Genomic DNA, 22,892 nt, shown 5'->3' on the forward strand with positions numbered 1-22,892 from the left:
GACCCGCTTCACCGGCCCAGATAAGACTCGATGACCGTCTCGTCGCGCTTCACTTCGTCGAGCGTGCCGTGAGCGAGCACACGCCCCTCGGCCATCACCGTCACCTTGCCGGTCGAGCCTGATAGCGCCGCCACGAACTCCATATCGTGTTCGACGACCATCATCGAACAGGTGCCGCGCAGATGATTGAGCAATTCGGCTAACTGCATGGTTTCGTCGTCGGTCATGCCGGCGGCCGGCTCGTCGAGCAGGAGCAGCGCCGGTTGCTGCATCAGCAGCATGCCGATTTCGAGCCGTTGCTTCTGGCCGTGCGACAGTTCGCCGGCAAGACGCCGCGCCTCGCTTTCGAGGCCGATCAACGCCAGCGTCTCTTCAATGCGCGTCTGTGCCTCGCGGTCGAGCCGCGCGCGTAGCGAGGCCCACCAGCCCTTGTCGGCCTTCATCGCCAGTTCGAGGTTTTCCCACACGGGATGCTGTTCGAACACCGTGGGCTTCTGAAATTTCCGGCCAATGCCCGCACGCGCGATGGACGGCTCGTTCATGCGCGTCAGATCGATCGACTGACCGAGAAACACCTTGCCGGAATCCGGCTCCGTCTTGCCGGTAATGACGTCCATCATGGTCGTTTTGCCGGCGCCGTTCGGACCGATGATGCAGCGCAATTCGCCGGCGTCGATCGTCAGCGTCAACGCGTTCAATGCACGAAAACCGTCGAAGCTCACGGTCACGTCTTCGAGATACAAAATCGTGCCGTGCGACACGTCGATCTCGCCGGGCACGACCGCGCGGCCCATGCTCGCCACACCGCTCAACGAGGTTTCAGCGGGATCTTCCGGTAACGCCAGATCAGGAACCATCGGGTTTTCGTTCATGAGCGGTTCCTTTTGCGCGTCACGAGTTCGATCAGCCCCATGATGCCGTTCGGCAGGAACAGCGGGACCAGCACGAAAATCAGACCGAGAAAGAACAGCCAGTATTCAGGGAAGTTCGCGGTGAAGAAGCTCTTTGCGCCATTCACGGCGAAGGCGCCGATGATCGGGCCGATCAGCGTGCCGCGTCCGCCCACGGCAACCCAGATCGCCATTTCGATCGAGTTGCCCGGCGACATCTCGCCCGGGTTGATGATGCCGACCTGCGGCACGTACAGCGCGCCGGCAATGCCGCACAACACGGCGGACACGGTCCATACGAAGAGCTTGTAGGCGAGCGGGCTATAGCCGAGGAACATCAGGCGCGTTTCACCGTCGCGCACCGCGGTTACCACGCGGCCGAGCTTCGAGGTGACGATGGCGCGCGCGCCGAGGAACGCGAGGATCAGCACGGCGAACGTGATCAGCAGCAGGGCGGTGCGCGTGCCCGGATGCGTGATCGGAAAGCCGCCAATGCGCTTGAAGTCGGTAAAGCCGTTATTGCCGCCGAAGCCCGTCTCGTTGCGATAGAACAGCAGCATCGCGGCGAAGGTCATGGCCTGCGTGATGATCGACAGATACACGCCCTTCACCCGCGAGCGGAACGTGAAGAAGCCGAACACCCACGCGACCACCGCCGGCACCAGCACCACCAGCAGCAGCGCGTAGCCGAGATGCTGCGTGCCTTGCCAGTACCAGGGCAACTGATGCCAGTCGAGAAACACCATGAAGTCGGGCAGGTCGCTGCCGTATTTGCCTTCGTGGCCGATCGAGCGCATCAGATACATACCGATCGCGTAGCCGCCGAGCGCGAAGAACAGCGCGTGCCCCAAGCTCAGAATGCCGCAGTAGCCCCATACGAGATCGAGCGCCAACGCCGCGATCGCATAGCACATGAACTTGCCGGTGATCGTCATCGCGTACGCCGACAGATGCAGCGCGCTCGTCTCCGGCACCACCAGCGTGGCGAACGGCACGCCGAGGCCGAAGACGATGATCAACGCGATCAGCGCAAGCCACGCGCGCCGTGACAGCAGCGCGGGGCGCGGCGGCAGGCCGAGCGCGAAACCCGCTTGCGCTTCGCGTCCGGCGAGCGCGCCGCCGCCGCTTGCGCCGACGTGAGCCGATGAAGTTGCAGATGTCATCTCATGCCTCCGCGCTACGGCCCTTGAGGGCGAACATGCCCTGCGGACGCTTCTGGATGAACAATACGATCAGCACGAGCACGGCGATCTTCGCGAGCACCGCGCCCCAGAACGGTTCGATCGCCTTGCTGATGAGTCCGAGGCCGAAGCCGCCGATCACCGTGCCGGCCAACTGGCCGACGCCACCTAGCACCACCGCCATGAACGAATCGATGATGTAGCTTTGGCCGAGGTCCGGTCCGACGTTGCCGATCTGCGAGAGCGCACAGCCGCCCAGACCGGCGATGCCCGCGCCGAACGCGAACGCATACGAATCGACCCGCGCGGTCTTCACGCCGACACAGGCCGCCATGCGCCGGTTCTGCGTGACGGCGCGCACGAACAGGCCGAGCCGCGTCTTGGTGAGCACGGCCCACGCGATGCCGACCACGATCAGCGAGAACGCGAGAATCGCCAGCCGGTTGTACGGCAGGATCAGATTGGGCAGCACAGTGACGCCGCCGCTCATCCACGCCGGGTTGACCACCTGCACGTTCTGCGCGCCGAACAGCATGCGCGTCGCCTGAATCAGGATCAGGCTGACGCCGAAGGTGGTCAGCAGCGTTTCGAGCGGGCGGCCGTACAGATGCTTCAGCACCAGCCGTTCGAGCACGATGCCCACCAGCCCCGCGGCGACGAACGAGGCCGGAATGGCGAGCAGCGGATACCAGTCGAACGCGCCGGGCGCGAAACGCTGAAAGAGGTTCTGCACGACATAGGTCGCGTACGCGCCGATCATCAGGAATTCGCCGTGCGCCATGTTGATCACGCCGATCAACCCATAGGTGATGGCAAGGCCCAGCGCGGCGAGCAGCAGCACGCTGCCAAGCGAGAGGCCCGCGAACAGCGTGCCGGCGATCTGGCTGCGGCGCTGGATCGCGTCGAGTTCGTCGATGCCGCTTTGCGCGGCGGCGCGCACGCGGTCGTCGGCTTCCACGAAGGTGCCGTCCGGCTTCTTCGCGACGATCGGCCGCAGCAGCTCGTTCATGTCGAGGTCGTGTCGCGCGGCGACCAGTTGCACGGCTTCGAGGCGCCTTGCGGGGTCGGCGTCGTGCAGCGCGGTCATCGCCCACAAAGTGTCGAGGCGCTTCTTCAGCGCGGGATCGGTTTCCTTTGCGCGAGCCGCGTCGACGAGCGGTTTGATCGACGGATCCGGGTTCTGCAGCAGCGCGGTGATCGCGGCTTCACGTGTCGCCTTGTCCGGCGAATCGAGTTGCAGGCCCGACAGCGCGCCGGCCACTTTCGAGCGCAGCAGATTGTTCAGCGTGACCGGCTGGGCATCGCCCGCGGCGACGGTCTTGCCGGCGACCGCGTCCTTCGCGGTGTCGCCGTCCTGCAGCAGCACGGCGCCCGAATCGGTGGCGAGCGCGCTGTCGTCGGACAGCGCCTTGAGCACCGCCATCGACTCTTTGTCGTGATTGGCGATCAGTTTGTCGATGGCGGCGGATTTCGCGTCGAAGTCGTCGCCGGCAAGCGGCGCCACATCGGCTTGCGTCAGCGCGAAAGCGCTCAGCGGTGCGCCCGCGAGGAGCACGAGCGCGACACCGGTCACGCCGCGCTGCGCGAGCCGCAGCGACAGTTTTTGCGCCAGTGTTCGTGTGGACCTGAGAAATGAGAACGCCATGGTGGCCTTTGAAGAAAAACCGGCGGAGCGGCGCGGCATGTGGGCAAGCGCCGCAGCTTCACCTTCGAATTGCCGCGCGCGAAAGTCGTGCCGTCGGGACGGCGGATCACGGCACGAACGCAGGCGCGGTCGGCGCGCCTGTCGCGGGATTACATCGGCGTGCCATGCCGGCCGACGTCGCCGTCACGGCACGCCTTCCGGTCAGGCGACGCGCGAGCGCTTCAGGAACGCCGGGATCGAGCTGACCACGTCCGGCTTGCTCGAATTGCCGGCAATGAACGGGCTCCACGGCTGCGCGCGAATCGCGGTCTTGGTCCGCCACACCACGTTGAACTGGCCGTCGGCGCGCACTTCGCCGATCATCACCGGCTTGTGCAGGTGGTGATTGCCGTCCATTTCGAGCGTGAAGCCCGAAGGCGCGGCGAACGTCTGGCCGACCATCGCCACGCGCACCTTGTCGACTTCGGTGCTCTTGGCCTTCTCGACTGCCTGCTTCCACATATGGATGCCGACGAAGGTCGCTTCCATCGGGTCATTGGTCACGCGCTTGGTGCCGCCCGGCAGGTTGTTCTGCGCGACCCATGCGGCCCATTGCTTCTTGAACTTTTCGTTGGCCGGATTGCGCAGCGACATGAAGTAGTTCCACGCCGCCAGGTTGCCGACCAGCGGCTTCGTATCGATGCCGCGCAGTTCTTCCTCGCCGACCGAGAAGGCGACCACCGGCACGTCCGACGCCTTCAGCCCCTGGTTGCCGAGTTCCTTATAGAACGGCACGTTCGAGTCGCCGTTCACGGTCGAGATCACCGCGGTCTTGCCGCCTTGCGAGAAAGTCTTGATGTTCGCGACGATGGTCTGGTAGTCGCTATGGCCGAACGGCGTATAGACCTCCTGAATGTCGGCTTCCTGGACGCCCTTCGACTTGAGGAACGCGCGCAGGATCTTGTTGGTCGTGCGGGGGTACACATAGTCGGTGCCCAGCAGGAAGAAGCGCTTGGCGCCGCCCCCTTCCGCGCTCATCAGGTATTCGGTCGCCGGAATCGCCTGCTGATTCGGCGCTGCGCCCGTGTAGAACACGTTGCGCGACATTTCTTCGCCTTCGTACTGCACCGGATAGAACAGCAGGCCGTTCAGTTCCTCGAACACCGGCAGCACCGATTTACGCGACACCGAGGTCCAGCAGCCGAACACCACGGCGCACTTGTCCTGCGTGATCAGCTGACGCGCTTTCTCGGCGAAGAGCGGCCAGTTCGACGCCGGGTCGACCACCACCGGCTCCAGTTGACGGCCCATTACGCCGCCGTTCTTGTTGATGTCCGCAATGGTCATCAACGCGGTGTCTTTGAGGGAAGTCTCCGAGATCGCCATCGTGCCCGACAGCGAATGCAGGATACCTACCTTGATCGGGCCGCTACCCGACTGCGCATGGGCGAACGGAACCTGACCAGCAAGCGCCAGCGCGCCCGACATGGAGCCGAACTTCAACAGACTGCGACGTTTCATGTATATCCCCTTGCCATTGATGGTGACTGTTTATGGGCGTCGATTTCAGCCAGCAGGGCTTATCCCGCATGACTTGCCGCTTGTGTACTGCAAGCGACATGCCATGCAGTAAATTCGACTCGAAGGTCGTGCATGGCATGCTGCATCGCGGCTACCGGCTGGCCGGTTCATGCGGATTGCGGCGCGAAATTGGTGCAGGATCGAACCATGCGCCTCGTTCAGGTGCGCGCCGCGCCGCAACGAAGCGTGGGTATCCGCCAACGGGCGTCGACGGTGCATCTCCGCTGCGCCTTTGTGCATGAGCCGTCTCGCTATACAGGTGATATCCTGGCGTTCTCGCCGCCGTTGATCGTCGAGGAGGCGCAGATCGGGGGAGATTCTGTGGAGCGGTGGCCGAGGTGTTGAGGGCGGTGGACTAGTAGCGCGGCGTTTCGGAGGCCGCGGTATGAAAGAAGGCCGGCGATTTGCGGGGCGCCGGCCTTATCGATTAGATCGCCGAGTTCAGAACGCGACGAAGGGGCCAGTCTGCGCGCCGACCTGGGCGCCGTTCAAAGCGGTGTAGACGTCGCGGCCGAAGAAGAACGGCAGGCCCCAGATAAAGTAACTGGAAAGCGACGTATAGACGGCCAGATCGTCATGTGCTGCGTATTGGCCGTTCATCAGGTTGGCCGTATTGGCTACCTGGAACGGTACGGTTGCGGACGCCGCCGCTCCGCTGTTGGGTTTGAGCATGGCGGACAGGCTGAGTGCGGTCGACGGCGTGTAACGTCCCCACGAGTCGAACGGGATCGAGCGATCCTGGAAGGTGTTCGCGTTCGACCCGCTATCCATCACCCCCCTTCCGAACAGCGAGCCCTTGTACGCCGTCGTGAAGAAGCCGTTGCCGTCGAGCGCAATGATGTTGGCATTCGACGGCAACCTGTTGTTCTGCTGGGTGCCGATGCCGAACACCAGTTCGCCGGTGGCGCTTGGCTGGCCGCCCGCAGGCAGGGCAGGCAGACGGATGATCGTGCCGTTGTTGTCCGAAGTGAAGTTGGCGACGGGATTCATGACCTGCGTGTCGAGCGGCACGCGTGTGCCTTTGCACGAACCCGTGGACGGACAGTAGTAGTAAGTGGCCGACAAGGCATATTGGGCCGCGAGCGGAAAGTCGCGTACCGCGGAACTGATGCCGACCACGCCATTGGCGCCGAGATCGGTCACCGTGCCGATGTTCCCGAGCCCCACCGATGCGCAATCCGCGGGCGTGGCATACACGCTGTCGCCGATCACCTGGATCGGCAGGTTGCCTGCTGCCTTGGCGCCGATCGTTACGTCGGCGCGCCTGATCGGCCCCCACGCATAACCTGACGCAAACTGCGCGCATTGGGCAATCGGGGCTCCGCTGGTGGGATCGTCGGTGGCGCCGGTTTGCGCCGGCAAACGAGCCGAGAGCGCCGGGCCCAACGCGCTCGCCAGCACACGCACGCCTGCCGAACCGGTGTCGACCAGCATGTGGTCGATCGTTGCGCATTGGCTCGCGCCCTGCACACCAGGGATGCAGATGGTGACGGTTACGTAGGGCTGGTTGGCGTAATTTCCCGTCCATCGTTCGACGGTGATCGGGACGGTGTTGACGTCGGCCGATGGCGTTGGCGTTGGCGATGGCGATGGCGATGGTGTCGGAGTCGGAGTCGGAGTCGGAGTCGGTGTTGGAGTCGGAGTCGGAGTCGGAGTCGGAATTGGAGTTGGAGTTGGAGTTGGAGTTGGAGTTGGAGTCGGCGTTGGTGTCGATGTCGGAGTGGGAGTGGGAGTCGGAGTCGGAGTCGGAGTCGGAGTCGGAATTGGAGTCGGTGTCGGTGTCGGAGTTGGTGTCGGACGCGGCATCGGACTGGGCTTCGGCGCAGGCGTCGGTGTCGGGATTGGAGTCTGCGTGGGCGTTTGGCTCGAAGCGGAGCTTGGCGCAGGCGCAAGGCCCGGCGCCGGGTTGCCCTTGTCCTGCGTCGCATTCGAGTCACTGCTGTCGCCACCGCCACCGCCGCCACCGCCGCAGGCGGACAGGACGACACTGGCAGTCAGGATGGCGAAACAAAGGGATTGGTTGAGTGTTTTCATGTTTCTTGTGATTCGTGGCTCGACCCGCCGCTTCATTGCAGATCTTCCACGCGAACATTGGCGGGGACGAGGCGCGGCAGGAATGCCTTGCCGGAGGCGTGTCCCGGCGCGCCTGCCGACTCGATCTGGAAGTCGCCATTGCGCTCGATCAACGGACCCGTGCCGCGAGCCCGCACTGCGCTGGCGGCAACCGCGCTGGGGAAATAGCTGCCGAGCAACGCGCTCATATCCGGCCGCACCGGGCCGTCCCACGTGACCGCAAACACGACGTTCGACGGCAGCACGTATTCGCGCACTGTCACACCATTGAGGTCACGCGATGGGCGCACGGTGTAAGGCATGGAAGCGGAAGCAGCGTTAGAGCTCGCCGCGCGGAGCAACAGTTGCGGCGTCGCCCCTGCATTGGGCGCACCGCCCAACGCCGCATAAGACGCGAGCGGTAACAGTGCCGCAGCGGCCAGTGCGACCTTCACAAAATTCATCACATTGCTCCAGGAAACAGGTCGGAGCATGGTGCCAGCGGGGCGTTATTGGGATTGCCGGAAAAGTCTGAATGAAAAATCGGAAATGGCGTAAGGAGGTGCTGCGCCAGTGCAACGCCTCCTGTCTCAGTTGGGCGCTCAGTCGTCAGAACGCGACGAACGGCCCAGTCTGGTTGCCGACCTTCGCGTTTCCAATCACGGTGTAGACGTCGCGGCCATAGAAGAACGGCAGCCCCCACAAGAACATATTGTTGTGGCTATTCGAGAAGTACTGACCAATGTTGTTAAACGCTGCGTAACCGCTCGCCATGAGACTGGCGGCGTTGCCGACCGAAAATGGCATCTGGAGCGGCGAGCCTTTTCCGTTGGTGGGGTCGATGGTGGCGCTCAGGTTCAACGTGCCCGTCGGCGTATATAAGCCGGCGGCGGATACGGGGATGGCGCTATCGGGGAAAGCGTAGCTCAAGGTGCCGCTGTCGATCGCGCTGCGATTGAACACGCGCCCTTGGTACTGCGTCGTGAACGTGCCGTATTTGTCCACTGCAACGACGGTGGCATTGGGCGGCAGCGCATTGTTCGGCTGCGTGCCGACGCCGAACACCAACAGGCCAGTAACGCTGGCCTGGCCGCCGGCCGGCACTGCGGGCAGGCGGATGACCGTGCCGTTGTTGTCCCTCGCGAATCCTGCAACCGGGTTCATGACTTCCTGGCTCGCCTGCACGCGCGTGCTGATGCAACGGTTTTGCGACGGGCAGTAATAGTAGTTGCCGGGTATCGCAGTAGTGACCGCGTCCGCGGAATCGCTCGTGAAGTTGTCGATGCCGAGAATGCCGTTCACGCCCATGGCGTCGAGGGCGGCGCCCATGTCGCCGCCGCCGTGTGCAACGCAATCGTCGGGAACGGCGAACGCACCATCGGAGATCAGCTGGATCGGAATATTGCTCGCCGTCTTGCGGCCGATCGTGATGTCCGCGCGTTTGACCGAACCCCACGTGAAACCCGAGGCAAACGGCATGCATTCGACAATCGGCGCGGAGCCGACCGGATCGTCGACCGCGCCCGCTTGCGTGAGCAACTGAGGAGCCAGCGTGGGGAGTGCGCGAGCTGCAATGCGCACGCCGGTCGAGCCGGTATCGACCAGCATCTTGTCGACGCTCACGCACTGGCTCGCGACCTGCGCGCTCTGGGCGCCCGGCACGCAGACCGTGACCGATGCCAATAACCGGTTCACGTTGCCCGTCGAGGCGTCGACGCTAACCGGCACCGTGTTGTCGCCGGTGGCCGGGGGCGTCGCGTTACCCGAATTGCCGGAGTTGCCGGAACCGCCTGAGCCGTTCGGTGGTGGGATCCAGTCAGGGGTGGCGTTCCAGCCGATCGAGTTGCCGCTCTGGTTGCCGCTCGCGTTTCCGCCGCCGCCGCATGCGGAAAGCGCGATTCCCGCAATGGCTGCCGCGAGCCAGAGTGTCTTCTTCAATGTGTTCATGGTTTGTTTTCTCATAGCTCGACGTGTGCCTTATTGCAGATCGCCCGGACCGACGCCGGCAGGCATCAGGCGAGGCAACCAGGCCATGCCGCTGAAGCGTCCCAGGCGACCAGTGGACTCGACCCGGAAATCGTCGTTGCCGTCGACCAATGGCCCGGTGCCGCGCGTGCGGCTTTGCGCGGCGTTGACGAAGTTCGGGAAATAGCTGCCGAGCAGCGCTGCCATATCAGGACGGATGGGGCCGTCCCACGAGACCGCGAACACGACGTTGCCGGGCAGGACGTATTCGCGAAGGGTCACGCCGTTGGCGTCGATCGACTGGTGCAGGGAGTAGCGTGCTGCGTTCGCCGGTTGAGCCGGTGTCGCGACGGCGGACTGCGGTACGGCGCGTAGCAGGGGCGCAGAGGATGTGCCGGCGGATGGCGCGCCGCCCAACGTTGCATGCGACGTAAGCGGCAGCAAGGTTGCGGCCAGCATCGCGATCTTCAAGAATCTCATCAGATTGCTTCCCCAAGAAAGGTCGAAGCATGGTGCCTGTGAGATGTTCAGGAAACCGTATGAAATTTCCGAAGAGGATGCGCGAAGCGGCGCAATGAAAGCGTGACGTTAGCTCTGCGCCAAAGGGCGCATGCTGGAAGCGGGAGAGGCGGGAGAGGCGGGAGAAGCGCGGAAAGGCCGTTGGCCCGTCGGCGTAACGCGGAGGCTCGCAAGCAAGTATTAGAGCAGCCGCTCCTCACGGCCGCACTAACACCTCATTGCGGCTGATCGATCAGTAGGTCGGAACGGACGGATCCACCTGACGCGACCACGCGTCGATTCCGCCTTGCAGATTGAACACGTTGGTATGGCCGCGCGACTCGAGGAACATCGCGACCTGGGCGCTGCGCGCGCCGTGGTGGCAGACGCAGACGATTTGCGCGTCGTCGTCGAGTTCTTCGCTGCGCGCGGGAATCTCACGCATGGGGATCGACACGGCGCCGGCGATGGACGCCGTCTGGATTTCCCACGGCTCGCGCACGTCGAGCAGGACGGGCGCGGGGCGCGAGGTGTCGGCGAGCCATTCGGCGAGCGCCGGAGCGGTCAGGTTTTGCATCAGCAGGACATCCAGTTCAATTCAGAGGACGGCGGCCATGCCGGCCGTCCGGATCAATGCGTCAATCAGAACTTGAAACGCGACGGCTGCACCGCGTTGATGAGCGGCTCGACATACGTTTCGAACACGTCGGCAATGCGGTACTGCTTCTCGTCGATACGCGTGATGATCTGCGCCTTCATGACCGGCGCGGTGCCGACGAACGCCGCCAGACGGCCGCCGATCTTCAGTTGATCGAGAATTTCCTGCGGCAGCACCGGCAGGCCGCCCGACACGCAGATCACGTCGTACGGCGCGGCGCCGGCCCAGCCGCGCGAAGCGTCGCCGGTGGCGACTTCGGCGTTCAGCACGCCGTTGGCGATCAGGTTGGTTTTCGCCAGTTCCGCCAGTTCGGGTTCGATGTCGACCGTCAGCACGTGCTGCGCGCGGTGCGCGAGCAACGCGGCCATGTAACCCGAGCCCGCGCCGATTTCGAGCACGCTTTCGTGTTTCTTCACCGCCAGTTCCTGCAGCACGCGCGCTTCGACGCGCGGCGCCAGCATGTGCTGACCGGCCGGCAGCGGCACTTCGAAATCGACGAAGGCCAGGTCGCGATAGACGGTGGGGACGAAGTTCTCACGCTTGACGATCGACAGCAAATTCAGCACGTCCTGGTCGAGCACTTCCCAGGGGCGGATCTGCTGTTCGATCATGTTGAAACGCGCTTGCTCGATGTTCATGGTGGATTCGGCTCTGTGGTTTGGCGAGTTTGCGATGTGCCACTGACCGGTGGCCTCGCACGACAACTCGGCACGCAAGGCACGTCAGGGTAACTGCGGGATTGTACCAAATGACCATGCCGATCCGCGCTCGGGCGGGCAGGGCGCCGCCCGCCGCCAGACCGGAATGCGGCGCTGCGGGGTCACGCCGCCCCCCGTGTTAATCCCTAGCGATCGGGCCTTGCGCTTCCTGCATCGATCGCTCAAGAATGTAATCGATTACATTTTCGAGGCGAGTTTACTTGTCCAGATCGACGTCCAGCAAGGCTCCCGCAGTGGTGTCCGAGGCGCGTCCCCAGCCCGGCGGCCGGCCGGCGCGCGGCGCGGCCGAAGGCATTTCGATTGCCGGCGTCGCCGAGCAGGCGGGCGTTTCGGTGGCCACGGTGTCGCGCGTGCTGAACGGCCACGAGAACGTGCGGCCCGCCACGCGCGACAAGGTGCTGGCCGCCATCGACGCCAGCGGCTACCGCGTCAACGAACTCGCGCGCAACCTGCGCACGGCGGAGAGCCGCCTGCTGCTGACCATGGTTCCGGACGTGGGCAACCCGTTTTACGCGGAGATCGTGCGCGGCATCGACAGCGTGGCGCGCCAGCACGGCTACTTCATGTTGCTGTGCGACACGGGCGCCGATCCGGGGCGCGAGCGCAGCTACTTCGATCTGCTGCGCCGCCGCCGCGCGGACGGCGCGATCTGTCTCGATCCGGCCACCATCCAGCAGGCGCTCGGCGAGGCGTCGAGCGCGCTGCCGTGGGTTGCGTGCTGCGAGTTCGACCCGGCGATGGGCGTGCCGTACGTGGGCATCGACAACTACCGGGCCGCCGGCGACGCCGTCCGGCACCTGCTTGCGCGTGGCCACCGCCGCATCGGCCTGATCAATTCCGATGTCGATTACCTGTACGCGCGCCAGCGTCAGCAGGGCTATCTGGATGCGCTGACCGAAGCGGGCATCACGCCGGACGAATGCTGGCGCATGAACCTGAACAGCCTCGATTACGAAGCGGGCGCCTCGGCCGCGGCCACGCTGATGAATCAGCCGCACGCGCCGAGCGCGATCTTCGCGGTCTCGGACACGCTCGCGATCGGCGTGATTCACGGCTTGCGCAGCGTCGGCAAGCGTGTGCCCGACGATATCGCGGTGGTCGGCTTCGACGATATCTCGCTTGCCGCGCAGATCGATCCGCCCCTCACCACCATCGCGCAGCCCATGCGCGAGCTGGGCGAAACCGCCGCGCGGCTGTTGCTGCAGCGGCTCGCCAATCCGTTGGCGAACGTGCCGGGCGTGCTGTTGCCGCACCGGCTCGTGATTCGCGGGAGCGCCTGAGTCATGAGCCTCGCGATCCGTTTCGACGATATTCGCAAAGACTTCGGCCCCGTGCGCGTGCTGCACGGCGTGAGCTTCGAGTTGGCGCCGGGACGCATCTACGGACTGCTCGGCGAGAACGGCGCGGGCAAATCGACGCTGATGAAAATCCTCGCCGGCTATGAAACCGCCACGTCGGGCAGCTTGTTGGTCGACGGCCACCCGCAGCAGTTCACCGGTTCGCGCGATGCCGAAGCGCAAGGCATCGTGCTGATTCACCAGGAGTTCAATCTCGCCGAGCATCTGACGATCGCGCAGAACATGTACCTCGGCCATGAAAAGAAGCGCGGCTGGTTCGTCGACGATGCGGCGATGAACACCGAGGCCGCCCGTTATCTCGCGCAGGTCGGTCTGGAGAAAGCGCCGGACACGAAGGTGCGCGAACTGATCGTCGCGGAAAAGCAGATGGTGGAGATCGCCAAGGCGCTGTCGCGCCGCGCGCGCCTGCTCATCATGGACGAACCGACGGCCACGCTCACGCCTTCTGAAACCGAGCGCCTTTTCACGCTGATGGCGAAGCTGAAGGCCGACGGTGTGACCATCATCTACATTTCGCACAAGCTCGACGAAGTGGAGCGCATTACCGACGAAGTGATCGTGATGCGCGACGGCCGCTTCGTCGCCCGCTGCGAAACCGCCGGACTCGCGCGGCAGCAGATGGCGAACCTGATGGTCGGGCGCGACGTGTCCGATATGTTCCCCGAGAAAATCACCGTGCCCGCCGACGCGCCGGTCGCGCTGAAGGTTCAAGGCCTCGTCGTGCCGGACTGGGTGGAGGACCTGAGCTTCGACGTGCGCGCGGGCGAAGTGCTCGGTTTCGCGGGACTGGTGGGCGCGGGCCGCACCGAGGCGTTCGAAGCGATCATCGGCCTGCGCAAACGCACGGCGGGTCGCATCGAGATGGCCGGCCGTCCCGCCGATCTGAAAAGTCCGCGCGACGCGATGCACCACGGCCTCACCTATCTGAGCGAGGATCGCAAGGGCAAAGGCCTGCACGTGAACCTGAGCCTGCAGGACAACGTCACGCTGATGACGCTCGAACGCTACGCGCATCCGCTGCTCGACATGAAGGCGGGGCGCGCCGCGTTGACGAAAGCCGTGAGCGAATTCGGCATTCGCACCGGCGATCTGTCGAGCCGCGCGCGCATGCTCTCCGGCGGCAATCAGCAGAAGCTCGCGCTCGCCAAATTTCTGCAGCCGGAGCCGAATGTGATCGTGCTCGACGAGCCGACTCGCGGCGTGGATGTCGGCGCGAAACGCGATATCTATTTCCTGATCCATCGTCTCGCCGCGCAGGGCCGCGCGGTGATCGTCATTTCATCCGAACTGATCGAGCTGATCGGCTTGTGCCACCGCGTCGCCGTGATGCGCGCGGGACGCCTGCAAGCCACGCTGACGCTCGAGCATCTGACCGAAGAGGAGTTGATCGCCCATGCGACCGGCACCCACTGAAGCCGTCCAATCCGGCCGCGCGTTGCGCTTCGCGCATCGGCTGTATGCGCTCGGTCCGCTGGTTGGACTGATCGTGCTGTGCATTGTCGGCACGCTGCTCAACCGCGATTTCGCCACGCTCGACAACATGATGAACGTGCTCACGCGCACGTCGTTCATCGGCATCATCGCGGTCGGCATGACCTTCGTGATCATCTCGGGCGGCATCGATCTCTCGGTCGGCTCGATGGCGGCGCTGATCGCGGGCAGCATGATCTGGCTGATGAACGGACTTGCGGCGGGCGTCGGCGGGCATACCTTCCCGCCGCTGATGATCCTCACACTCGGCATCGTGTTCGCGCTCGTGCTCGGCGGGCTGTTCGGCTGCGCGCACGGCTTGCTGATTACCAAAGGGCGGATCGAGCCGTTCATCGTCACGCTCGGCACGTTGGGCATCTTTCGCGCGGTGCTGACCTGGCTCGCCGACGGTGGCGCGCTAACGCTGGATAACTCGCTTTCCGACCTGTACGGCCCGGTCTATTACGCGAGCCTGTTCGGCGTGCCGGTGCCGATCTGGGTGTTTCTGGTGGTCGCGGCGGGCGGCGCGCTGATTCTCAACCGCACGGCGTTCGGCCGGCACGTGCAGGCGATCGGTTCGAACGAACAGGTCGCGCGCTATGCGGCGATTCGCGTCGACACCGTGAAGATCGTCACCTACGTGCTGCTCGGCATTTGCGTGGGCGTCGCCACCGTGTTGTATGTGCCGCGGCTCGGGTCCGCCACGCCGACTACCGGTTTGCTGTGGGAGCTCGAGGCGATCGCGTCGGTGGTGGTCGGCGGCACGGCGCTCAAGGGCGGCGAAGGGCGCGTGATCGGTACGGTGATCGGCGCGATCCTGCTGTCGGTGATCGCGAACATTCTGAATCTGACCAGCATCATCAGCGTGTATCTGAACGCGGCGGTGCAGGGCGTGGTGATTATCTTCGTCGCGTTCGTACAACGTGGACGGCGGTAGCGGTGGTGCTTCAGATTGTGCGTCAAACTGCGCTTCAAACTGCAGTAACGGTGAGTTGAGATCGGGGCGCACGAACGCCTCACACAAGGAGACATAACCATGAAGCAGGTCCTTCGAGCGGTCGGCGCCGGCATGCTGGCGTTGGGAATACTGGGAACGGCGAATGTCGCGCGCGCCGATGAAAAAGTCACGCTGGGCGTCGCGATTCCAACAGCCGACCACGGTTTTACGGGCGGCATTGTCTGGTGGGCGAACAAAGCCAAGACCGATCTGGAGAAAGCGCATCCCGATCTGAAAGTGATCGTGAAGACCGCGGCCGGCGCGCCCGAACAGGCGAACCAGTTGCAGGATCTGGTGACGGTCAACAAGATCAACGCGCTCGTGATCTTCCCGTTCGAATCGGCTTCGCTCACGCAACCGGTCGCGCAGGTGAAGAAGAAAGGCGTGTACGTGACGGTGGTGGATCGCGGGCTGACCGACACCAGCGCGCAGGACGCGTATGTTGCTGGTGACAACACCGCGTTCGGCAAGATCCCCGCCGAGTTTCTGGCGAAGGAGCTGGGCGGCAAAGGCAACATCGTCGCGCTGCGCGGCATTCCGACCACGCTCGACAACGAACGCTGGACCGCGTTCACGACCGTGATCAAGAACTATCCGGACATGAAGATTCTCGACGCCAAGTACGCGAACTGGAATCGCGACGACGCGTTCAAGGTCATGCAGGATTACCTGACGCGCTTCAAGCATATCGACGCCGTCTGGGCCGCGGACGACGACATGGCGGTGGGCGTGATCAAGGCGATCGAACAGGCCAAACGCACCGACATCAAGATCGTGTTCGGCGGCGCGGGCTCGAAGGGCATGGTGAAGAATGTGATGGACGGTGCGCCGATGATCAAGGCGGACGTATCTTATTCACCAAAATTCATCTACGACGCCATCAAGCTCACCGCCGAAGCTCGCCTGAAGGGCGAGAAGCTGCCGCCCACGACGATCATTCCGTCGGTGCTGATCACGAAGGAAAACGCGCAGCAGTTCTACTTCCCGGACTCGCCGTTCTGATCCCAGCATCCGGGGCGCGCTGCCTGATGTCGTGCAGTGGGCGGCACGGCGCGCGCGCCCCCGTTCGAGGAGCCGTACGATGAAAACCATCCAGGGGCCGGCTATCTTTCTCGCCCAGTTCATGGGTGACGAGGTGCCGTTCGACAACCTCGCGCATCTTGCCGAATGGGCCGCGGGTCTCGGCTTCAAAGGGATTCAGGTGCCGTGCGACAGCCGCCTGATCGATCTCGAACAGGCGGCGTCGAGCCAGACCTATTGCGACGAGTTGCGCGAGACCGTGGACAACTTGGGCGTGACAATCACCGAACTGTCGACGCATCTGCAAGGACAGCTCGTCGCCGTGCATCCGGCGTATGACACGCTGTTCGACGGTTTTGCCGCGCCGCAGGTGCGAGGCGATCCGGCCGCGCGCACGCAGTGGGCGATCGAGCAGATGAAGCTCGCGGCGAAGGCGTCGCAGCGTTTGGGCTTGAGCACGCACGTGTCGTTTTCCGGGGCGCTGGCGTGGCCGTATCTGTACCCGTGGCCGCAGCGTCCGGCCGGTCTCGTGGAAGCCGCGTTCGACGAACTCGCGCGCCGCTGGACGCCGATTCTCGACGCGTTCGACGCAGCCGGCGTGGACGTGTGCTACGAACTGCACCCGGGCGAAGACCTGCACGACGGCGTGACCTTCGAGCGTTTTCTCGATGCGGTCAAGCAGCATGCGCGCGCCAACATCCTCTACGACCCGAGTCATTTCGTGTTGCAGCAACTGGACTACCTCGCGTTCATCGACATCTATCACGAACGCATCAAGGCGTTCCATGTGAAGGACGCGGAGTTTCGTCCGACCGGCAAGCAAGGCGTGTATGGCGGCTACAGCGGTTGGGTCGAACGTGCGGGCCGGTTCCGCTCGCTCGGCGACGGCCAGATCGATTTCGGCGCGATCTTCTCGAAGATGGCGCAATACGATTTCCCCGGCTGGGCCGTGCTCGAATGGGAGTGCGCGCTGAAGCATCCGCACGACGGCGCGCGCGAAGGCGCGGAGTTCATTCGCCGCCACATCATCCGCGTGGCCGAGCATGCGTTCGACGATTTCGCCGGAAGCGGTGTGGACGCCGCGCAGTTAAAACGCGTGCTCGGCATCTGACGGCGGCGAGCCAACGCAAAGGAGCGGGGACGATGGCACAACGAAGGCTCAGGCTAGGGATGGTCGGCGGCGGGCAGGGCGCGTTTATCGGCGCGGTGCATCGGATCGCGGCGCGGCTCGACGATCGGTTCGAACTGGTGGCGGGCGCGCTGTCGTCCGATCCGCAGCGCGCCCAGGCGAGCGCCGCCGAGGCCGGCATCGCGCGCAGCTATGCGGACTGGCGCGAGATGGCGCGCGCGGAGGCCGCGCGCGACGATGGCATCGACGCGGTGGCGATCGTCACGCCGAATCATCTTCACGCACCAGTGGCGACGGCGTTTCTCGAAGCCGGTATCCATATCGTGTGCGACAAGCCGCTGGCGATTTCACTGGCCGAAGGCGAAGCGCTGGCCCAACTGGCTCGCAAGAAGAATAAGCTGTTTGCGTTGACGCATACGTATTCGGGCTATCCGTTGGCACGTCATGCCCGCGAGTTGATCGAACGAGGCGAGCTCGGCGAGATACGTGTGGTGCAGGTCGAATATGCGCAGGACTGGCTGGCGGAACCGATCGAAACGAGCGGCACGAACAAGCAGGCCGGTTGGCGCACGGACCCGGCGTTAGCGGGTCCGGCGGGATGTCTCGGCGATATCGGCACGCACGCTTATCACCTTGCCGCGTTCGTCACGGGCATGACGCCGCATGCGTTGGCGGCGGAAGTGCATACCTTTGTGCCGGGACGCCGCATCGACGATCACGTGCAGGCCATGCTGCGCTATCCGAATGGCGCGCGCGGCATGCTCTGGGCGAGCCAGGTAGCGAGCGGCGCGCAGAATGCATTGCGTTTGCGCGTGTATGGGACGAAAGCGGGGTTGAGTTTCGACCAGGAGAATCCGAACGAATTGTGGTTCACGCCGTTGGGCGGCGAGGCTGAGCGTTTGACGCGAGGGCGCGTGAAGAGCGTGATCGCGGCGCATGCGACGCGTGTGCCGCCAGGGCATCCCGAAGGTTATCTGGAAGCGTTCGCGCAGTTGTACAAAGACGCTGCGTTGCAGATCGAAGCGCTGGACGCGGGGCGCGCGTTGCCCGCCGAAAGCCGGTTGCTCACGACGGTGGAAGACGGAGTGTCGGGTTTGCGCTTTATCGAGGCGATGCTCGCGAGCAGCGCGGCGGATGGGCAGTGGCGCGAGATTGGCAACGTCTGAGGCGTTGATACGGCTATGGTCGTAAAGCGGTTGTATCGCTCAACCGCCCTTGCTCTTCTTGATCTGCTCTTCGAACGCGATATCCAGCTTGCTCGCCTTGCGCGGCTTCGGCGGGCCGAAAGCGTCGACGAATTTGACGAAGTCGTCGAGCGTCAGCGGGTCGGAGACTTTCTTGTCCGTGCCGCTCGATTTGTCGACCAGATAGAACAGGCCGCCGGAAAGGCTGATCGCGGCGAACTGCGGATTGCCGCTGCGCGTTTTCAGCCGCTCGACGGCGTGGATGGCTCGGGTGGTGCGCATGGTGTGGGACTGCTGATCGGGGAAAGACTGCTACTTTAGCAACTTCGCCGGCCGAACGCGCCAGTGTCTCGGTCTCGCCGCCTGGTTGCGGGCGGAGCCGCAAGTTGCGCCGCAGCCTGTTCGCACGACTTTTTTGCACCGTGGACGGCGCCGCCACGTGTATTGGCGCCGACCACGTCATCACGCCGCGGACACCTGCCGCCCGGCTGCACGGGCGGCGGTCTCACTACATCGCTTACTGGCTCAAATAAACAAACTTGCCGTTCCTGATCACGCCCATCACGCTCGCGCGCTGATCCAACCCCACGTGATCCTTCGGGCTCGTGTTGACCACGCCGTTCGGCACGACCAGTTCATGCGCATGTTCCAGCTCGTTACGCAGCGCCGTGCGGAACGCCGGCGTGCCCGGCTGCGCCGTCTTCAGCGCACGGGCCACGGCATCCTGCAAGCGCGGATACACACCCGCCGCGTCGCCCGCGAACTGCGTCACGCTGCCCGGGCCGTACTTCGCCTCATATTCGTTCGTAAAGGCGAGCGCCGCTTTCTTCGCCGGATGATCGGCCGGCAGCGTGCGCGCCACTACGACCGGCTGGGTCGGGAACAGCGTGCCTTCCACGTCCTTGCCGCCCAGCTTGATGAACTCGGGCGTCGCGATGCCATGCGTCTGATAGATCGGGCCTTTGAAGCCGCGCTCGATCAGCGTGCGTTGCGGCAGTACCGTCGGCGTGCCGGCGCCCGCGATCAGGATCGCGTCGGGCTTGGCGGCCATCAGCTTCAGGATCTGGCCGGTCACGCTCGCGTCGGTGCGGTTATAGCGCTCGGTGGCGACCAGTTGAATATGGCGCAGCGCCGCGAACTTGCTGAACTCGTTGAGCCAGCTTTCGCCGTAGCCGTCCGCGAAACCGATGAAACCCACCGTTTTCACGTTGTGGTTCGACATGTAGCGCGTCATCACGTCGGCCATCGCGCTGTCGGTCTGCGCCATCTTGTAGGCCCACACCTTCTTGCCTTCCTGCGGCTCGACCACGCTCGCCGAGCCGATCAGCGTGATCATCGGCGTCTGGCTCTCGGCGACCGGATCGAGCGCGGCCATCGCGGCCGGCGTGATGTTCGGGCCGACGATCACGTCCACGTGGTCTTCGTTGATCAGCTTGCGGATGTTGCGCACGGCGGCGCCCGGGTCGGAGGCGTCGTCGAGGAAAATGTAGTCGGCTTTCTGGCCGGCGATGGTGGCGGGCCACATCAGCATCGCATTCTTGCTGGTGATGCCGATCACGGCCGCCGGGCCGGTGCTCGACAGATCGATGCCGACCTTGATGTCGGCGTGGGCAGCGGTGGCGAGCAGGAGCGCGCCAAAACCTAAAGCGGCGGTGAGGCCGCTGAATTTTTTCTTATACGACGTCATCAAAGGGTCTCCGTAGCAGGAAGCGGTGGTGAGATCAAAGTTCGTAGGTTTCGTGTTCGCCCTTGAGCGCCTGCTCGATCAGCTTGCGGTTCATGCTCGGCGACAGCAGTTCGACGAGCGTATACACATAGCTGCGCAAATAAGCGCCCTGTTTCAGCGCGACCCGCGTCACGTTGCTGCCGAACAGGTGGCCGACCGGCATGGCGCGCAAATGACGGTCGCGCTCGGCGTTGAACGCGATATCCGCCATGATGCCGACGCCCAGACCCAGTTCCACATAGGTTTTGATCACGTCGGCGTCGATCGCCTCCAGCACGATGTCCGGATGCAGACCGCGCAGGCGGAACGCCTCGTTGATCTTGGTGCGGCCGGCGAACGCGTTGTCGTAGGTGATAAGCGGATACTGGGTCAGATCATCCAGCGACAAAAGTTTGCGGTCGAGCAGCGGATGATCCGGTTGCATGACGGCCACGTGGTGCCACTGGAAGCACGGCAGCGAGACCAGCTCCTTATAGTTGGAGATCGCCTCGGTGGCGATGCAGAGGTCGGCCTGGTCGTGGATCACCATTTCGGCGACCTGAGTCGGGCTGCCTTGCAGAATCGAAAGGTGGACCTTGGGAAAGCGCTTCTTGAATTCGGCGATCGCGGCGGGCAGCGAGTAGCGCGCCTGGGTGTGGGTGGCGGCGATCACCAGATTGCCCTGATCCTGCGCCGCGTAATCTTTACCGACCCGTTTGAGGCTCTCGACTTCCTGCAGAATCTTCTCAACCGACTGAAGAATGATGCGCCCCGGCTCGGTCAGCGAGCGCACCCGCTTGCCGTGTCGTGTGAAGATTTCGACGCCGAGCTCGTCCTCCAGCTCGATGATCGCCTTCGAAACGCCTGGCTGGCTTGTAAACAGGGCTTTCGCGGCTTCCGTCAGGTTGAAATTCTGCCGCACTGCCTCTCGGACGAAGCGGAACTGGTGTAGGTTCATATATAACCCCTCCGCATATCAAAAGAATTTTTTAGTCGTTTGAAATATAAGGCGAGTTTATTACGATCTGTCCATCTTTTTCAATATGGATATCTGTATTTGTCATAAGCAAATGAGCGATGGGTCTAAACGTTCATCTGCGGCTGCTGACAAAGAGAGGTATTCAAGGCGTGGCGGAACCGGACCGCTGCGTATCACTGCAAAAATTGGGGTCCCCGAATGTACCAATACGATCAGTACGACCAGACCATCGTCGATGAACGGGTCGCGCAGTACGCCGATCAGGTTCGCCGCCGTTTGTCGGGCGAATTGAGCGAAGAGGAGTTTCGTCCGCTGCGTCTGCAGAACGGCCTGTATATGCAGCGTCACGCGTACATGCACCGCATCGCGATTCCTTACGGCAACCTGCGCAGCGACCAGATGCGCGTGCTTGCGCAGATCGCGCGCGAGCATGACCGCGGTTACGGCCACTTCTCGACGCGCTCGAACATCCAGTACAACTGGATCAAGCTCGAAGAAACGCCGGAAATCCTGCGCAAGCTCGCCGCGGTGCAGATGCACGGCATCCAGACCTCGGGCAACTGTATCCGCAACATCACCGCCGACCAGTTCGCCGGCGTGGCGCCGGATGAAGTGGTCGATCCGCGTCCGTGGGCCGAAATCCTGCGTCAATGGTCGACGTTCCACCCCGAATTCGCGTGGCTGCCGCGCAAGTTCAAGATCGCCGTGTCCGGTTCGAAAGAAGACCGCGCTGCCGTGCAGATTCACGACATGGGCGTGTATCTGAAGAAGAACGAGCAGGGCGAGCTGGTGGCCGACATTCTGGCCGGCGGCGGCATGGGCCGCACGCCGATCATCGGCGCGATCATCCGCAAAGATCTGCCGTGGCAACATCTGCTGACGTACTGCGAAGCCGTGCTGCGCGTGTATAACCGCTACGGCCGTCGCGACAATATGTACAAGGCGCGCATCAAGATTCTCGTGAAGGCGTTGAGCCCGGAGAAGTTCTCGGCGCAAGTCGAAGAAGAATGGCAGCACCTGAAGGACGGCCCTTCGACGCTTACGCAAGCCGAAGTGGATCGCGTGTCGCAATACTTCCAGCCGCCGGTCTATGAAAAGCTCGCGGATACGGACGCTTCGTACGAAAAGCATCTGCTGGAAAACCGCGCGTTCGCCCGTTGGGTCGAGCGTAACGTGCGTCCGCACAAGGTGGCGGGCTATTCGTCCGTCACCCTGTCTCTGAAGCCGACCACGATCGCCCCCGGCGATGCAACGGACGCGCAGATGGAAGCGGTCGCCGATTGGGCCGACGAGTACTCGCTCGGCGAAATCCGCGTGTCGCACGAACAGAACCTGATTCTCGCCAACGTCAAGAAGCGCGACCTGTTCGCGCTGTGGGAAAAGGCCAAGGCGCAAGGTTTCGCGACGCCGAACATCGGTTTGCTGACCGACATCATCGCGTGCCCGGGCGGCGACTTCTGCTCGCTTGCGAATGCGAAGTCGATTCCGATTGCGCTCGCCATTCAGGAGCGTTTCAACGATCTGGACTACGTGTACGACCTGGGCGATGTGTCGCTGAACATCTCGGGCTGTATCAATGCGTGCGGTCACCACCACATCGGCAACATCGGCATTCTGGGCGTCGATAAGGACGGCTCGGAGTGGTACCAGGTGACGCTCGGCGGCGAGCAGGGTTCGGGCGCCACCGGCGCGCACCTCGGCCGCGTGATCGGCCCGTCGTTCTCGGCGGAAGAAATGCCGGACGTGATGAGCAAGGTGATCGATACGTTCGTGGAAAACCGTCACGAAGGCGAACGCTTCATCGAAACGTATAACCGCATCGGCATCACCCCGTTCAAGGAACGTGTGTACGCCTCGCGTCAACCGGCTCACGCGTAACCGC

The 22,892-nt window shown here is 63.7% G+C and carries 20 protein-coding genes and 1 pseudogene; 8 read left to right on the top strand and 13 right to left on the bottom strand.

The genetic code is table 11. The annotated features are described in order from the left end of the window. Positions 1-8 precede the first annotated feature (8 nt). The 4 genes from urtD to urtA all read right to left on the bottom strand — a co-directional run bounded on the left by urtD (position 9) and on the right by urtA (position 5,216). Positions 9-872: an urea ABC transporter ATP-binding protein UrtD gene (gene urtD / locus AC57B1_RS12740; RefSeq protein WP_496417666.1), complete on the bottom strand. Its 864-nt coding sequence runs from the start codon at positions 870-872 to the stop codon at positions 9-11. Further along, positions 869-2,053 carry an urea ABC transporter permease subunit UrtC gene (urtC, locus tag AC57B1_RS12745; protein ID WP_408186491.1) on the bottom strand — a complete coding sequence of 395 codons (1,185 nt, stop codon included), beginning with the start codon at positions 2,051-2,053 and terminating at the stop codon, positions 869-871. The genes urtD and urtC overlap by 4 nt, the downstream gene beginning before the upstream one ends. 1 nt (position 2,054) lies before the next feature. Continuing rightward, on the bottom strand, positions 2,055-3,716 hold the full coding sequence (gene urtB / locus AC57B1_RS12750; RefSeq protein ID WP_496417667.1) for an urea ABC transporter permease subunit UrtB: 1,662 nt from the start codon (positions 3,714-3,716) through the stop codon (positions 2,055-2,057). Positions 3,717-3,917: 201 nt separating this feature from the next. Further along, complete coding sequence (gene urtA, locus AC57B1_RS12755) at positions 3,918-5,216, bottom strand: urea ABC transporter substrate-binding protein (protein WP_091796478.1); 1,299 nt, start codon at positions 5,214-5,216, stop codon at positions 3,918-3,920. A 306-nt stretch (positions 5,217-5,522) separates the two neighbouring features. Here urtA and AC57B1_RS12760 point away from each other — a divergent pair. Further along, positions 5,523-5,635: pseudogene (locus AC57B1_RS12760) on the top strand (aminotransferase class III-fold pyridoxal phosphate-dependent enzyme); the annotation flags it as partial. Between the two features lie 82 nt (positions 5,636-5,717). On the opposite strand, the gene AC57B1_RS12765 reads toward AC57B1_RS12760, so the two are convergent. From AC57B1_RS12765 to AC57B1_RS12790, 6 genes are all read right to left on the bottom strand, one after another. Then, a complete protein-coding gene (locus AC57B1_RS12765) occupies positions 5,718-7,346 on the bottom strand; it encodes a DUF3443 domain-containing protein (RefSeq protein WP_496417668.1) in 1,629 nt (542 codons plus the stop codon). Next, positions 7,343-7,792 (bottom strand): DUF2844 domain-containing protein, encoded by a 450-nt coding sequence (locus tag AC57B1_RS12770; RefSeq protein WP_408344730.1) that lies wholly within the window; start codon positions 7,790-7,792, stop codon positions 7,343-7,345. Before AC57B1_RS12770 ends, AC57B1_RS12765 begins: the two co-directional genes overlap by 4 nt. 145 nt (positions 7,793-7,937) lie before the next feature. Then, on the bottom strand, positions 7,938-9,290 hold the full coding sequence (locus tag AC57B1_RS12775; RefSeq protein WP_496417669.1) for a DUF3443 domain-containing protein: 1,353 nt from the start codon (positions 9,288-9,290) through the stop codon (positions 7,938-7,940). A 15-nt stretch (positions 9,291-9,305) separates the two neighbouring features. Further along, entirely contained in the window at positions 9,306-9,773 is a 468-nt protein-coding gene (locus AC57B1_RS12780) for a DUF2844 domain-containing protein (protein ID WP_496417670.1), read from the bottom strand. Between the two features lie 271 nt (positions 9,774-10,044). Next, positions 10,045-10,368, bottom strand: coding sequence for a rhodanese-like domain-containing protein (locus AC57B1_RS12785; RefSeq protein ID WP_091796474.1), 324 nt, complete (start codon positions 10,366-10,368; stop codon positions 10,045-10,047). Positions 10,369-10,433: 65 nt separating this feature from the next. Then, the gene (locus AC57B1_RS12790; protein WP_091796473.1) at positions 10,434-11,087 is read right to left on the bottom strand and encodes a protein-L-isoaspartate O-methyltransferase family protein; all 654 of its coding nucleotides are present in this window, start codon (positions 11,085-11,087) and stop codon (positions 10,434-10,436) included. 281 nt (positions 11,088-11,368) lie between these two features. Between AC57B1_RS12790 and AC57B1_RS12795 the strand changes: the two genes are divergently transcribed. The 6 genes from AC57B1_RS12795 (at position 11,369) to AC57B1_RS12820 (ending at position 18,308) form a co-directional block, all read left to right on the top strand. Beyond that, positions 11,369-12,448, top strand: coding sequence for a LacI family DNA-binding transcriptional regulator (locus tag AC57B1_RS12795; RefSeq protein WP_091796472.1), 1,080 nt, complete (start codon positions 11,369-11,371; stop codon positions 12,446-12,448). 3 nt (positions 12,449-12,451) lie between these two features. Then, complete coding sequence (locus AC57B1_RS12800; RefSeq protein WP_496417671.1) at positions 12,452-13,939, top strand: sugar ABC transporter ATP-binding protein; 1,488 nt, start codon at positions 12,452-12,454, stop codon at positions 13,937-13,939. Further along, positions 13,920-14,933, top strand: a complete 1,014-nt coding sequence (locus tag AC57B1_RS12805; RefSeq protein ID WP_408299222.1) for an ABC transporter permease — start codon at positions 13,920-13,922, stop codon at positions 14,931-14,933. The genes AC57B1_RS12800 and AC57B1_RS12805 overlap by 20 nt, the downstream gene beginning before the upstream one ends. 99 nt (positions 14,934-15,032) lie before the next feature. Then, the gene (locus AC57B1_RS12810) at positions 15,033-15,995 is read left to right on the top strand and encodes a substrate-binding domain-containing protein (protein WP_091796469.1); all 963 of its coding nucleotides are present in this window, start codon (positions 15,033-15,035) and stop codon (positions 15,993-15,995) included. A 79-nt stretch (positions 15,996-16,074) separates the two neighbouring features. Beyond that, a complete protein-coding gene (locus AC57B1_RS12815; protein WP_408344745.1) occupies positions 16,075-17,124 on the top strand; it encodes a sugar phosphate isomerase/epimerase family protein in 1,050 nt (349 codons plus the stop codon). A 32-nt stretch (positions 17,125-17,156) separates the two neighbouring features. Next, positions 17,157-18,308 (top strand): Gfo/Idh/MocA family protein, encoded by a 1,152-nt coding sequence (locus AC57B1_RS12820; protein ID WP_496417672.1) that lies wholly within the window; start codon positions 17,157-17,159, stop codon positions 18,306-18,308. 39 nt (positions 18,309-18,347) lie between these two features. On the opposite strand, the gene AC57B1_RS12825 is transcribed toward AC57B1_RS12820, so the two are convergent. The 3 genes from AC57B1_RS12825 to AC57B1_RS12835 form a co-directional block, all read right to left on the bottom strand. Beyond that, positions 18,348-18,608 carry a hypothetical protein gene (locus AC57B1_RS12825; RefSeq protein ID WP_091796466.1) on the bottom strand — a complete coding sequence of 87 codons (261 nt, stop codon included), beginning with the start codon at positions 18,606-18,608 and terminating at the stop codon, positions 18,348-18,350. A 235-nt stretch (positions 18,609-18,843) separates the two neighbouring features. Beyond that, complete coding sequence (locus AC57B1_RS12830; protein WP_496417673.1) at positions 18,844-20,013, bottom strand: ABC transporter substrate-binding protein; 1,170 nt, start codon at positions 20,011-20,013, stop codon at positions 18,844-18,846. A gap of 34 nt (positions 20,014-20,047) precedes the next feature. Further along, positions 20,048-20,989, bottom strand: a complete 942-nt coding sequence (locus tag AC57B1_RS12835) for a CysB family HTH-type transcriptional regulator (protein WP_091796464.1) — start codon at positions 20,987-20,989, stop codon at positions 20,048-20,050. A gap of 219 nt (positions 20,990-21,208) precedes the next feature. On the opposite strand from AC57B1_RS12835, the gene AC57B1_RS12840 reads away from it, so the two are divergent. Further along, a complete protein-coding gene (locus AC57B1_RS12840) occupies positions 21,209-22,888 on the top strand; it encodes a nitrite/sulfite reductase (protein ID WP_408187627.1) in 1,680 nt (559 codons plus the stop codon). Positions 22,889-22,892: the final 4 nt, after the last annotated feature.

It is taken from the genome of Paraburkholderia sp. BGA-UO-ETr-F21, assembly GCF_059567925.1.